We start from the raw sequence: 13512 nt of genomic DNA, 5'->3' as shown, positions 1-13512 counted from the left end.
GCCGGCAACGACTCATCGGAAACCCGCTGCGCAGGCAGCGGGTTTTCTTTTGCGCGGATGCCCTTCGCCGGAACCCCACCCACAAAAAAGGGACGGGGCGCTTCGGCCCCGTCCCCGCAAGTACCGCCACCGGAGAAAACGGTCAGCTGCGTCGGGCGCAATACACCGCGCGCGGTGGCAGCTGGAGTTCATTGCCCTGCACCGTGCCCGCATCCGGGCCCGGTACCGCCACCTGTTGCCAATTGCCCGGCGGCAACGGATGGCTCACCGCCTCGGCCGACAGGTTGAAGGCCAGCAGGAGGGTTTCATCTGCAAGCATACGCTCGAACAGCAGCACTGGCTCGGCACTTTCGATGAATCGGATGCTGCCATGCAGGAGCACCGGCTGGGTATGCCGCCAGGCCAGGTACGCCCGGAACGCGGCCAGCACTGAGTGCGGGTCGCGCTCCTGCACGGCCACCGCCGCGGCGCGGTGCTCGGCCGGGATCGGCAACCAGGGCTGGCCCGTGGTGAAACCGGCCAGCGGCGCTTCGGTCCACGGCAGCGGCGTCCGGCAGCCGTCGCGGCCCTTGAAGTTCGGCCAGAAGGTGATGCCATAGGGGTCCTGCAGCGCCTCGAACGGCACCTCGGCCTCGGCCAGGCCCAGCTCTTCGCCCTGGTACAGGCAGACCGAGCCGCGCAGCGAGCACAGCATCGCCACCAGCATCCGCGCCAGGCGCGGGTCGGCCGGGTGACCGCCCCAGCGGCTGACCGCCCGCTCCACGTCGTGATTCGAAACCGCCCAGCACGGCCAGCCTTCGGTCATTGCCGCTTCCAGCCGCGAGACCGTGTCGCGGATGTAGGCCGCGCTGTAGTCGTCCACCAGCAGCTCGAAGCTGTAGCCCATGTGCAGGCGGCCATCGCGGGTGTACTCGGCGGTGGTGGCCAGCGAATCCTCCGAGGAGATCTCGCCCAGGCTGACCGCTCCCGGGTACTCGTCCAGCAGCGCGCGCAGGCGCTCCAGGAACGGCAGGTTCTCCGGCTGGGTGTTGTTGTAGTAGTGGTACTGGTAGGCGTACGGGTTGTCCGGGCTGAAGCCGCGCCCCACCCGCTTGTCGGCGGGCTTGGCCGGGTTGTCACGCAGCTGTGCGTCGTGGAAGCAGAAGTTGATCGCATCCAGGCGGAAGCCATCCACGCCGCGGTCCAGCCAGAAGCGCACGTTGTCCAGGGTCGCCTGCTGCACGTCCGGGTGATGGAAGTTCAGGTCCGGCTGGTCGACCAGGAAGTTGTGCAGGTAGTACTGCTCGCGGCGCGGCTCCCACTGCCAGGCGCAGCCGCCGAACAGCGACAGCCAGTTGTTGGGCGGGGTGCCGTCCTCGCGCGGGTCGGCCCACACGTACCAGTCCGCCTTCGGGTTGCGGCGGTCCTGGCGGCTCTCGCGGAACCAGGCGTGCTCGATCGAGGTGTGGCTCAGCACCTGGTCGATCATCACCTTCAGGCCCAGGCCGTGGGCCTTGGCCAACAGGCGGTCGAAGTCATCCAGGCTACCGAACAGCGGATCGACATCGCGGTAGTCGGCGATGTCGTAGCCGAAGTCGGCCATCGGCGACTTGAAGAACGGCGAAATCCAGATCGCATCCACGCCCAGCGCGGCGATGTGGTCCAGCCGCTCGATGATGCCCGGCAGGTCACCCACCCCGTCGCCGTTGGCATCGAGGTAGCTGCGCGGGTAGATCTGGTAGATGACGGCTCCGCGCCACCATGGATAGTGCGACATCGACAGCCCCCCTCCGGGCATGCGGGACCCGCCGGCAGCGGGCCGAAATCCTGATCCGGCAAGCTTAGCGGCGGCCTCCCGGGCATGGCGCAACCTGCATACGTATTCACGCAGACGGCGGCGCTGGCCGGGCTGGAAATGCCGCGCGGACCGGTTTGCGCCCGAATTCACGGCCAGCGCCTATAATCGGTGGTGAGCCTGAAAGCCTGATCGCATGACCATCACCGAAGACACCCGTCCCGCCCTGGGCCTGCCCCAGATCCAGTCGCTAGCCGCGGCCGACATGGCCGCCGTCGACGCCCTGATCCGGCGCCGGCTGTCTTCGGACGTCGTGCTGATCAACCAGATCGCCGACCACATCATTTCCGCCGGCGGCAAACGCCTGCGCCCGATGCTGGTGATGCTGGCCGGCCACGCGGTCGGCCACGCCGGTCCGGACCACCACCAGCTGGCGGCGATCATCGAGTTCATCCACACCTCCACCCTGCTGCACGACGACGTGGTGGACGAATCCAGCCTGCGCCGTGGCCGCAGCACCGCCAACGCGCTGTGGGGCAACGCGCCCAGCGTGCTGGTCGGCGACTTCCTGTACTCGCGCAGCTTCCAGCTGATGGTCGAGCTGGAACGCATGTCGGTGATGCAGATCCTGGCCGATGCCACCAACCGCATCGCCGAGGGTGAAGTGCTGCAGCTGCTGCACGTGCACAACCCGGATACCGACGAAGCGGCGTACCTGCGCGTGATCGAGCGCAAGACCGCAGTGCTGTTCGCCGCCGGCACCCGCCTGGGCGCGCTGGCCAGCGGCGTGGACGAGGCCACCCAGCAGGCCCTGTTCGACTACGGCATGCACCTGGGCTACGCGTTCCAGATCGCCGACGACGTGCTGGACTACTCGGCCAACGCCGAGGAACTGGGCAAGAACCTGGGCGACGACCTCGCCGAGGGCAAGGCCACGCTGCCGCTGATCCACGCGATGGCCCACTCCGACGACGCCACCCGCGAGCGCCTGCGCACCATCGTGCAGGACGGCGATGCCTCGGCGATGCCGGAAGTGCTGGCCGCGATCCGCGCCACCGGCGGCCTGGAGTACAGCCGCGCGCGTGCCGAGGAATACGCCGAGGCCGCCGAGCGCGCGCTCGATGGCCTGTGCGACAACGACGCCGTGGCTGCCCTGCGCGGCCTGGCCCGCTACGCGGTGCAGCGCTCGCATTGATGGAGGCGTGCCGACCAACGGTCGGCACCCACCAGGCCGGCGTACCCGAACGGGTAGGTGCCGACCGTTGGTCGGCACGGAAACATCGGCAGGTGCCGACCGTTGGTCGGCACTATCGGCACTACATGAAGCGCTCCTCGAAGAACTCATCCAGCGCCTTCCACGCGCGCTTGGCCGCCCGTTCGTTGTACTGGCAGCCCGGCGGGCTGTTTGCATCGCGCTCGGCGAAGCAGTGCACCGCGCCGCTGTAGTTGGTGAATTCCCAATCGACTTTGGCCGCGTTCATTTCCTTCTGGAAGCCGGCGATGTCCTCGGCGGTCACGCTGCTGTCGTCGGCGCCGTTGAGCACCAGCACCGATGGATGGGTACCACCGGCCTGCGCAGGCAGCGGCGAGCCCAGCCCACCATGCAGGCTGACCACGCCGGCCAGCGGCGCACCGGCACGGGCCAGTTCCAGCACCGTGGTGCCGCCGAAGCAGAAGCCCACCGCACCGATCCGGCTGGCATCCAGCGGCGCCTTGCCGGCCTGCGCCTTGAGCACGTTCACCGCCTCCAGCGCACGTGCGCGCAGCAGCGCCCGGTCGTTGCGCAGCTTGCTGGCCACCGGCCCGGCCTCCGCATCAGTCTTCGGACGCACGCTCTTGCCGTATACATCGGCCACCAGCACCACATAGTCATCGCCGGCCAACTGCTTGGCCTTTTCAATCGCCGATGCGTTCACGCCTTTCCAGTTCGGCACCATCACCAGTCCCGGGCGTTTGTCATGCCCGCCATCGTCGTAGACCAGCACACCACTGAAGGTCGTGCCCTGGTGGGTCCATTCCACCGGCTGGGTCTTCATCGCCGCCCAGGCCGGCATCGCCGCCAGCCCGAGGATCACCGCCACACCGCATCGCCAACGATTCATGCGCCTGCTCCACAAAAAAGGGGACGGAGGGGATTAAGCCGTATTCGCCCCTCCCGCGTCGCATTCTGCATTGGCGACGTGACGCAGGTGTGGTTGGATACGACTTAATCCCCTCCGTCCCCTTTTTGCCGCATGAACCTTGTTGATCACTTCCTGTCTGGCCTGATCCCGCGCCTGCCTGCCGACGATGCCCCGCAGTGGGCACATGTGCAGGGCGCCAGCGCCGAAGACTTGCAGCGCCTGCGCACGCAGTGGCCGCAGGCGCCGGACAGCCTCATCGCGCTGCTGTCGCGTGTGGATGGTACCCACTTCCGTGAATACCCCGGTGGCGAGGTCTGCGTGCTGATGCTCGGCTCGGACGTGGAGGACGGCGGCTATCCGTACTACCTGCGCTCGGTGGCCCAGATCTTCGAGGACCAGCAGCAGTGGGACGACAGCATCCGTTCAATCTACGAAGCGTGGCTGGATGACGAACCTGAGATCCTGGGTGAAGGCATTGACGCGGATCTGCCGATGAACCGCCGCCTGTGCTTCTCGCACTGCATGAACAACGGCGGCACCTCGATGCTGTACCTGGATTTCGATCCCGCACCGGGCGGCACGGTTGGCCAGGTGGTGCGCTACCTGCATGATCCGGACAGCTATGCGGTGATCGCGCCGAGCTTCGACGCATACCTGCAGCAGCTGATCGACGGCGGCTACGCGTTCATCGACCAGGAACAGTAGATCCACGCCATGCGCGCAGCGCGCTTCACCTGGGTTCCACCCAATGCAGGGTGCCCGGCTGGAGTGCCAGCAGATCCCCCGCCGCCAAGCGCGCTCGCGACCAGTGACGTTCCGGCGGCTTCGGCTGCCGGGCCCCCACCGCGCCGTCGTAATCGCGCACCAGAAGCCCGATGCGCGCCGCACCTGCCCCCAGCAGCGCATCGATGCGCTGCAGCCACTGGCTGGCATCGACCAGCGCTTCGTCGCGGCACGCCTGCTGAACCTGCTCGTGCCGCGCCGACTGCTCGGCCTGCGCGCGGGCGATCTTCGCTTCACTCCAGCCCTTCTTCCGCCAGCGTTCGGCATCGCCCTTCCACTTCGGCCCAGCCTGCGCCGATGCCAGGGCCGTACCGCAATCGCAGTGGCCCGCGCTCAACCAGGGCTGCCAACCGGGGCCGACGGCGGCCTACAGGCTGGGCGATGCCTGGGCGAACAGGCGCCGGCCGCTGCGCTCCATGATCGCGGCGGCTTCAACCTGCGCAAACGAGGTGGGCAGGAACACGGTGATGAAGGTGCACATGCGGGCATCCGGGTCCGTCCGGGGATGCCTGCATGATAAATGCACGATGGGGTCAGAGCCCTTTCCTGCGGAAAGGGATCCGACCCCGATCCCGCCGGTCAGGCAATACCCAACCCCGGTATCGCGCTGATGCTGTCCGGGTCGAATCCGGCCAGTTCGGCGAAATGACGGCCACGGGCCACATAGTCGCGGTAGGCACCAAAGCTCGGCGCGCCCGGCGACAGCAGCACCACCCCGCCCTGCCCACCCAGCGCGGCACGCGCCAGCACCATCGCCTCGGGCAGATCGCCCGCAGCGTGCAGACCAAAGCGCCCGGCGTCGGCCAGCGGCCGCAGCATCGCATGGATGCGTGGGCCGTTGCTGCCCATCGTCACGATCTCCACCGGCGGCACGTCGTGCGCCATGTGCTGCATGAAATCGGTCCAGTCCAGGCCACGGTCGTGCCCGCCCACCAGCAGTGCGATGCGCTGGCCGGCGAAACACTCCAGCGCAGCCAGGCTGGCATGCGGCGTGGTGCTGATCGAATCGTTGATGTAGGTCAGGCCATCGGCCACGCCAATGCGCTGCAGGCGGTTCGGCAATGGACGGAAGTTCTGCACCGCCGGCACCAGCGCCACCGCATCCAGCCCCAGCGCTTCCAGCGCGGCCAGCACCGCACACAAGTTGCCGCGGTTGTGGCGACCCGGCAGCGGCGTGTTGCGGGTATCGAACACGGCCTGCTCACCGCGATGCACGATGTCACCGCGCATGTGCCAGCCCTGCGGCTGGTTGAACCAGACAACTTCGCTGCCGGGCAGCGAAAGCGCCGCCAGATGTGGATCGGCGGCGTTGAGCACGGCGATGCGCGGTGCGGCTTCGGTCACCAACCGCAGCTTGTCCTCGATGTAACGCTGCTCGCTGCCGTGCCAGTCCAGATGTTCCGGGAACAGGTTCAGCACCACCGCTACCTGCGGATGGGCGCCACTGCGCGCCACTTCGCCGGTCTGGTAGCTGGACAGTTCCACCGCCCAGTACTCGGGCGCGGGCTGTGGGTCCAGCACTTCCAGCAGCGGCAGGCCGATGTTGCCGACCAGGCCGGTACGGTGGCCGGCCGTACGCAGCAGGTGCGCGACCAGTGCGGTGGTCGTGCTCTTGCCCTTGGTACCGGTCACGCACACGGTGTCGTGCACGATGCCATCGGCACCCGCATGCTCGGCAAACCACAGCGCGGTGCCACCGATGAAGGTGGTGCCCTGCGCTGCGGCCACCAGCGCGATCGGCTGGTACGGGCTGATACCGGGGGATTTGATCACCACGTCGAACGCGGCCAGCGCTTCAGCAGAAGGCTCGCCACGCACGTCCAGCGCGCCTTGGGTTTCTGCACGCGCGGCCTCAGCTTCGGCCGCCGGGCAGAACAGGCTCAGCGGCAGCGTGGGCAAGCGCTCGTGCAGCACCGCAAACGCGGCGCGGCCCTCTCGGCCCCAGCCCCACAGCGCAACGCGCTTTCCTTCAAGCTTCGAAATCTTCACGCACCCGTTCCCACAGCGCAGCCGGAACGCGGTGCTCGCCCTGCAGCTGCAGCAGCGGTGCCAGTTCCAGTTCGGCGGCATCCAGCTGCGGCTGGATCTCATTGCAGAAGCGCTTCACCAGCACGTCTTCCTTCCACTCCGCGCGCTGCGCCAGGGTCGCCATCGCCGCGCGCGATTCGCGGCCTTCGCCCACGCACTCGAACGGCTTGTGGTCCTGGAATTCCAGCAGCGCGTCGAAGCCACCGGCCTGCTCGGCATCGTCCAGCAGGTTGCGGCCGAAGATGCGCACCAGCCGCGTCTTGGGCATGAACGGAGCCAGCGCAAGGAACACGAAATGGCACTTCGGGCAGACGCCGCACCAGCGGTTCACCGGGCGCTCGCCAAGGATGTGGAAGTTGCGGTTGCAGCTGGAGAAGTGCGCGTCGTAGAAATCGGTCTTGGCGAACTGGCGGGCCACCGCCAGCTCTGACATCGGGCGCAGCAGCGAGTAGTACTGCAGGTCCGCAGCGACGTGCTTCTGCACGTGGCTGCCGAACGCCTGCTCGAACGCCCAGCCCTTGGACCACTGGTGGTTCACCTCGCCGGTGCCCGGAATCTGGCTGCCGTAGCTTGCCGAACGCTCATTGGAGAACACCACCTGGTCTGCGCCCTGCAGCAGCGCGGCCAGCACCATGATCGCCGAGTTCACCGCGGTAACCGGGATATGCCCGTTCCAGGCGCCCTGGCGGTTGAGCTCGAACAGTTCCGGCGCCAGCGCGCGGCCCAGGTTCAGCGTGGGCAGGCCGGTACGCTCGGCACAGGCGCGGATCAGCTGCGAACCACCAATCCAGGTCACCGTCTCGTCCACGCCGGCACGGCGCAGCGCTTCGATGCTGACCAGCGAATCCTTGCCGCCACCGATCGCCACCAGCGCATGCGGCTGCAGGCCCAGCACCAGCGCCTGCACTGCGTCGCCCTGCACCGGCAGGCGGAAGCGCCCGCGCAGGTTCAGGCCGTTGCGGTACGCAAATTCGCCCAGGCCGTTGAGGTAGACCGTCTCCACCAGCGCAGCGGTATCGGCATCGATGGCGTAGCTGTCGATGCTGACCGTCTCCGGCACGCCCGCCTTGTAGTAGCTGACACCGGCGATCAGGTGCAACAGCTGCAGCGCGCGCTGCACTGCCGAGGCACGCGCCTCGTCCAGCACGAACGGGGCGCCCGGCACGGTGATGGTTTCCACCATCTCCGGACCGTCATCAAAGGCGTAGACCAGCTTGGCCACGCCGGTCTCCGCGGCGAATTCGCAGCGGACGAAGCGGAAGCGGGAAACCTGGTGTTTGTCGAAAGCAGTCATGGTGTATCCGGTCAGGCACAGGCCCGCGCGGTCGCGCGGGGCGTGTCGGTGGGCGGGTGCAGGGCGCGCGCGGTGGTCACTCGATCACGTCTTCGCGCGGCAACGCCCGCTGGTTGTAGGTGTTGGCCATCGAATAACCGTAGGCGCCGGCATCGGCGATCAGCATCACGTCGTCCGGTGCGGTCGACACCGGCAGCTTGCGGCGCTTGCCGAACACATCGCTGGATTCGCAGATCGGGCCGACCACATCGAACGCCGCTTCGGCATAACCGCCCTGGCGGCTGAGATTCTCGATGTCATGCCAGGCGTCGTACAGGGCCGGGCGCATCAGTGCGTTCATGCCGGCATCGAGGCCGACGCGGCGCACGCCGTCCTTCTCCACCACCTGGGTGACATGGGTCAGCAGCACCCCGGATTCGGCCACCAGGTACCGGCCCGGCTCGATCGCCAGGCGGAACGCCGGATGCAGCGCCTTGACCTCGGCCAGGCCCTCGGCCCAGGCGTCCAGATCGAACGGCTCGTCTTCGTCGCTGTACGGAATCGGCAGGCCACCGCCGATATCGATGGTCTGCACGCTGCCGATGCGGCGGGCGAAGCCGGCGAGCTCATCGCACATCAGGCGCCAATGCTGCGCGGTCTCCACGCCACTGCCGAGGTGCGCATGCAGGCCGACCACGCGGCTGCCCAGATCGGTGGCCGCGCGCACGAACTCATCGACACGGGCGATCGGCAGGCCGAACTTGGACTCCTTGCCGCCGGTGCGGACCTTGGCATGGTGGCCTTCGCCACGGCCCAGGTCCACGCGCAGCCACAGCTCGCGGTTGCGGAACAGGTCCGGCCAGCGCTGCAGTGCTTCGACGTTGTCGACGGTGACAGTCACGCCCAGCGCGAACGCGGCTTCGTACTCGCTGCGCGGGCAGAAGCTGGGGGTGAACAGCACGCGCTTGGGCGAAAGCTCCGGCAAGTGCTGGAACACGTGCTTCAGTTCGCCGTGCGAGACACATTCCAGGCCGAAGCCCTCGGCTTCCAGCAGCTGCAGGATGGCCGGGTGGCTGTTGGCCTTGATCGCGTAGTAGCGCTGGTCGATCGGCTTGATCGCGGCCAGCGCGCGGGCGCGGGCGCGCACGGTCGGCAGGTGGTAGACATAACGCGGCGTGCCGGCATCGGCCAGCTGCAGCAGGTGCGCACGCTGCCCCCGCCACCACGGCGTGCCACGCGGGCGCACGGTGCCGGCGATCTCGCGCCAGCGCGGACCGAACACTTCGGTCTCTTCCACCGGCATGGCGCCGCTGTCGATCAGCTCGGCGTGCAGGATCGGCAGCAGGCCATCGGCATCGGCCTCATCGATGACGAAGGTCAGGTTCAGGTCGTTGGACGACTGCGAAATCATGTGCACGCGCTCGCGGCCGAAGGTGGCCCACACGTCCGACAGCTTGTGCAGCAGCGAACGCATGCCGCGGCCGACCAGGGTGATCGCCGCGCACGGCACGATCACCTTTACCTTGCAGATCTGCGACAGGTCGGCCGACAGCGCGGCCAGCACATCGGTGTTGACCAGGTTCTCGGACGGGTCCAGCGACACGGTGACGTTGGTCTCGGCCGAACCGATCAGGTCCACCGACAGGCCATGCTTCTTGAACAGGTTGAACACATCGGCCAGGAAGCCGACCTGCTGCCACATGCCGATGCCTTCCATCGACACCAGCACGATGCCGTTGCGGCGGCTGATCGCCTTCACCCCCGGCACCGGTGCAGCACTGCCGTCGATGCTGGTGCCCGGCAGTTCCGGGCGCTCGGTATCGAGGATGGCCATCGGCACGCCAGCATCGCGGCACGGCTTGATCGAGCGCGGGTGCAGCACCTTGGCGCCGGTGGTGGCGATTTCCTGCGCCTCGTAATAGTCCAGGCGGGTCAGCAGGCGCGCGTCGGGCACATCCTTCGGATTGGCGCTGAACATGCCTGGCACATCGGTCCAGATTTCCACGCGGCTGGCGCCGAGCAGCGCGCCGAAGTACGCCGCCGAGGTATCCGAGCCACCACGGCCGAGGATGGCGGTACCGCCATCGGCATGCCGCGAGATGAAACCCTGGGTGATCAGCAGGCGGGTCGGCTGCGCGCGGAAGCGCTGCAACCACTCCGCATCGGCACGCCACTGGCAGTTCACCGACAGGCGTTGCGACCAGTCGCTCTGGTTCGGCTGCGGCGGCATCGCGTCCAGCCACTGGCGGGCATCCATCCAGCCCATGTCCAGGCCCGAAGCGTGCAGATAGGCCGCGCCCAGCGTGGAGGACAACAGCTCGCCCTGGCCCAGCACTTCGGCCTGCCATTCCAGCGGGCGGGTGGCCGCACGCGGGTCGTCGAGCAGGCCCTGCAGCGCTGCCAGGCGCTCGGCCAGCACCTCGCGGCCCAGGCCCAGTTCGGCCAGGAAACCTTCATGGCGCTCGACCAGCGCGGCCACGCGGTCACGGCTGTCCGGCGCGCCATCGGCGATCGCAGTCAGTTCGTTGGTGACCCCGGACAGCGCCGAAACCACCACCAGTACGCGCGAGCCGGTCTCTTCCGCGCGTTTTTTCGCCAGCTTCCCGATCGTGTCCCAGCGGTGACGACGCGACACCGAGGTGCCGCCGAACTTCAGTACGATCCAACGATCGACAAGGGGGGAAGCTGACATGGATTGGCTATGTAGAATGTGGGGGAGCCGCCCTCGGGGGCGGAACCCTTGATTCTAAGCGCAATATCCCCGCAGATGGCCGTCCTTCGTTACCTGCAGCTCGATGTCTTCGCCCGCCGCCCCGGCACCGGCAATCCGCTGGGTGCCATCCTGGATGCGGACGGCCTGTCCGGCGAGCAGATGCAGGCCCTGGCCGCCTGGCTGAACCTGTCCGAGACGGTGTTCTTCCTGCACCCCACTGCGCCGGGCGCCGACTATCACATCCGCATCTTCACCCCGACCCGGGAGATGGCCTTTGCCGGCCACCCCAGCGTCGGCGCGGCCTGGGCGGCGGTGACGTGCGGCCTGGCCCAGCCGCGCAATGGCACCCTGCTGCAGCAATGTGCAGCGGGCGTGTTGCCGGTTCGGGTGAGCGGCCCGGCCGAGGCGCTGGAGATCCAGCTCGCCAGCCCAACGGCCCGGCAGCTGGACACGCCGGCGGACGCCGCGCCGGCCGCACTGCTGGCACTGGCGGCCAAGGGGCAGCAACCCGAACTGTGGGACAACGGCGCACGCTGGTGGCTGCTGCCGCTGCGCGACGCCGCTGCCGTGCGCGGCCTGGCGCCGGACATGGCCACGCTGCGCGACTGGAGCCTGGCCACCGATGCCACCGGCGTGGCCGTATTCGCTGACGAGGCCGGCACCGACCACGCCCGTGTGGTGCGCGCATTCTGCCCCGCCGATGCGGCCAGCGTGCCGGAAGATCCGGTCACCGGCAGCGCCAATGCCCTGATCGGTGCCTGGCTGCGGCAGCGCAACGCCCTGCCCGGCAGCGAGGGCCGCTACGTGGCCAGCCAGGGCCGCGAAGTCGGTCGCGATGGGCGCGTGCAGATCGAAGTCGATGCGCAGGGCACGGTCTGGATCGGCGGCCAGGTGCAGCCGGTCATCGACGGCCACATCCGCTGGTAGCCCACGGAAAAAAGGGGACGGAGGGAATTAAGTCGCTTCTGCCATATGTGCAACAAGCGACTTAATTCCCTCCGTCCCCTTTTTTGTGCCCCGCGCTACGCTATGCCGCCTGTCTACTGGAGTCCTGCCTGATGTCCACCCGCCGCTTCCTGCAGCTGGATGTGTTCTCCCCGCGCGCCGGCGCCGGCAATCCGCTGGCCGTTGTGCTCGATGCCGAGGGCCTGGACGATGCCAGCATGCAGGCCATTGCGCGCTGGACGCGCCTGCCCGAAACCACCTTCGTGTTCCCGCCACAGGTCGCGGGCGCCAGCTACCGGCTGCGCATGTTCAGCCCGCAGAAGGAGGTTCCGTTCGCCGGCCATCCCAGCGTCGGTACCGCGCACGCGGTGCTGCAGGCGGGCCTGGCCGCGCCGGTCGATGGCGTGCTGGTGCAGGATGGCATCGCCGGTGCGCTGCCGCTGAGCGTCAGTGGCGAGGGCATGCAGCAGCGCATTGCCATCCGCACCCCGCGCGCGCAGCTGGCCGAGACCGTCGAGGCCTCCGATCCGCGCCTGCAGGCGGCGCTGAAGGGCTGGCCGCTGGGCACGCTGCCGCCGGCACGCATGCAGGGCGGGCGCAGCTGGTGGGTGGTGCAGGTGGCCGATGAAGCCGCGTTGCGCGCCCTGCGTCCGGACTGGGATGCGGTCGCTGCACTGGCCGAATCCACCGACAGCATGGGCGTGTTCGCCTATGCCTTCAGCGATGGGAGCGAGGGCTTCGATCTGGCGGTACGCGCCTTTGTCGGCAATGGCCGACGCTTCGAGGACGCCGCCTCGGGTGCTGCCAATGCGGTGTTGGCCGCCTGGCTGGACCTGCGCGATGCCCTGCCCCATGGCCGTGCACCGTTCGAAGTCAGCCAGGGCCGCGAAGTCGGCCACGACGCACGCCTTACCCTGCGGGTCGATGAAGACGGCGAGGTCTGGTCGGGGGGGCAGGTGCAGACGGTGATTGCCGGCACCATCGATTGGTGAGTGCTGCTGGAGGGTAGAGCCGAAGGCAGCGGCAGGAGCCGCTGCCAACGTCGCGCGCGACGGCCCGGAGGGTGGCTGCCAGGAAGGTCGCCATGACGCTGGCCGGCTGCCACCTCGACCTCGGCATCATGCGGTTGCCGGCCCGCGGCCGGCACTACCGTGACCATCCCGGCCCGCGATTTCTCAGCCCAACTCGGCTTCCAGGCTGATGGGCACCGCGCTCAGCGCCTTGGACACCGGGCAGTTCTGCTTGGCGTCATCGGCAATGGCACGGAACTGCGTCGCATCGATGCCGGGCACCACCGCCCTCACCTTCAGCCGGATCTGCGACAGCTGCGGGCCGCCCTCCAGCGACAGGTCGACCTTCGCTTCGGTGTCCAGCGAGGTCGGGGTGAAGCCTGCCTCGCCGAGCTTGGCCGACAGCGCCATGGTGAAACAACCCGCGTGCGCGGCAGCGATCAGCTCTTCCGGATTGGTGCCCTTTTCGTCGCCAAAGCGGCTGTTGAAACCGTAGCGGGTCTTGTCCAGCAGCCCACTCTGCGGCGTGCTCAACTGTCCCTTGCCCGACTTCAGATCGCCTTCCCAGTGCGCGGTGGCGTGTCGCGAGATTCCCATTGTGCTGCTCCTGCGTGGCGGTGATGAACGGCTACCCTCGCACGCCGCGCGTTAGCCCTGCGTCGCTCCGCCGCACGCCGGGCGTCGCCCCGAGCCCGGCGCGTGGACACTTCCTCGCCAGCCCGGAACGCATTTTCCCCTTGTTTTCAGTGGTTTCGCGCACTCCGCCGATGGGCGGGCGCCGGCGATCAAACACGCTGGCGCGCCCCCATCCCCCACCACCGGCCATGTACTGAATCGGCCTGGATATGAAAAAACATGCACTT

Annotated in this window: 11 protein-coding genes; 4 read left to right on the top strand and 7 right to left on the bottom strand. The window is 68.2% G+C overall.

What is annotated here, in order from left to right:
* Positions 1 to 142: 142 nt before the first annotated feature.
* Complete coding sequence (locus B9Y82_RS03570; RefSeq protein WP_100471561.1) at positions 143 to 1756, bottom strand: alpha-glucosidase; 1614 nt, start codon at positions 1754 to 1756, stop codon at positions 143 to 145.
* Between the two features lie 214 nt (positions 1757 to 1970).
* Between B9Y82_RS03570 and B9Y82_RS03565 the strand changes: the two genes are divergently transcribed.
* A complete protein-coding gene (locus tag B9Y82_RS03565) occupies positions 1971 to 2969 on the top strand; it encodes a polyprenyl synthetase family protein (RefSeq protein ID WP_100471560.1) in 999 nt (332 codons plus the stop codon).
* A gap of 121 nt (positions 2970 to 3090) precedes the next feature.
* On the opposite strand, the gene B9Y82_RS03560 is transcribed toward B9Y82_RS03565, so the two are convergent.
* Positions 3091 to 3876, bottom strand: coding sequence for a dienelactone hydrolase family protein (locus B9Y82_RS03560; protein ID WP_100471559.1), 786 nt, complete (start codon positions 3874 to 3876; stop codon positions 3091 to 3093).
* Between the two features lie 132 nt (positions 3877 to 4008).
* Here B9Y82_RS03560 and B9Y82_RS03555 point away from each other — a divergent pair, with 132 nt between their 5' ends.
* Complete coding sequence (locus B9Y82_RS03555; RefSeq protein ID WP_100471558.1) at positions 4009 to 4602, top strand: SMI1/KNR4 family protein; 594 nt, start codon at positions 4009 to 4011, stop codon at positions 4600 to 4602.
* 25 nt (positions 4603 to 4627) lie between these two features.
* On the opposite strand, the gene B9Y82_RS03550 is transcribed toward B9Y82_RS03555, so the two are convergent.
* The 4 genes from B9Y82_RS03550 to B9Y82_RS03535 form a co-directional block, all read right to left on the bottom strand.
* Positions 4628 to 5017 carry a hypothetical protein gene (locus B9Y82_RS03550; protein WP_238381534.1) on the bottom strand — a complete coding sequence of 130 codons (390 nt, stop codon included), beginning with the start codon at positions 5015 to 5017 and terminating at the stop codon, positions 4628 to 4630.
* A gap of 242 nt (positions 5018 to 5259) precedes the next feature.
* A complete protein-coding gene (gene murD, locus B9Y82_RS03545) occupies positions 5260 to 6669 on the bottom strand; it encodes a UDP-N-acetylmuramoyl-L-alanine--D-glutamate ligase (RefSeq protein ID WP_100471557.1) in 1410 nt (469 codons plus the stop codon).
* Entirely contained in the window at positions 6650 to 8002 is a 1353-nt protein-coding gene (gene murL / locus B9Y82_RS03540) for a UDP-N-acetyl-alpha-D-muramoyl-L-alanyl-L-glutamate epimerase (protein WP_100471556.1), read from the bottom strand. The genes murD and murL overlap by 20 nt, the downstream gene beginning before the upstream one ends.
* Before the next feature lie 76 nt (positions 8003 to 8078).
* Complete coding sequence (locus tag B9Y82_RS03535; RefSeq protein ID WP_100471555.1) at positions 8079 to 10673, bottom strand: bifunctional aspartate kinase/diaminopimelate decarboxylase; 2595 nt, start codon at positions 10671 to 10673, stop codon at positions 8079 to 8081.
* A gap of 75 nt (positions 10674 to 10748) precedes the next feature.
* Here B9Y82_RS03535 and B9Y82_RS03530 point away from each other — a divergent pair, with 75 nt between their 5' ends.
* Positions 10749 to 11621, top strand: a complete 873-nt coding sequence (locus B9Y82_RS03530) for a PhzF family phenazine biosynthesis protein (RefSeq protein WP_100471554.1) — start codon at positions 10749 to 10751, stop codon at positions 11619 to 11621.
* A gap of 131 nt (positions 11622 to 11752) precedes the next feature.
* The gene (locus B9Y82_RS03525; RefSeq protein WP_100471553.1) at positions 11753 to 12631 is read left to right on the top strand and encodes a PhzF family phenazine biosynthesis protein; all 879 of its coding nucleotides are present in this window, start codon (positions 11753 to 11755) and stop codon (positions 12629 to 12631) included.
* Positions 12632 to 12814: 183 nt separating this feature from the next.
* On the opposite strand, the gene B9Y82_RS03520 is transcribed toward B9Y82_RS03525, so the two are convergent.
* Positions 12815 to 13246: an OsmC family protein gene (locus tag B9Y82_RS03520; protein WP_100471552.1), complete on the bottom strand. Its 432-nt coding sequence runs from the start codon at positions 13244 to 13246 to the stop codon at positions 12815 to 12817.
* Between the last annotated feature and the right edge of the window lie 266 nt (positions 13247 to 13512).

The sequence above is a fragment of the Stenotrophomonas maltophilia genome (assembly GCF_002799155.1).
Classification (GTDB): Bacteria; Pseudomonadota; Gammaproteobacteria; order Xanthomonadales; family Xanthomonadaceae; genus Stenotrophomonas; species Stenotrophomonas maltophilia_R.
This window is presented reverse-complemented; position numbering and strand designations above follow the sequence as displayed.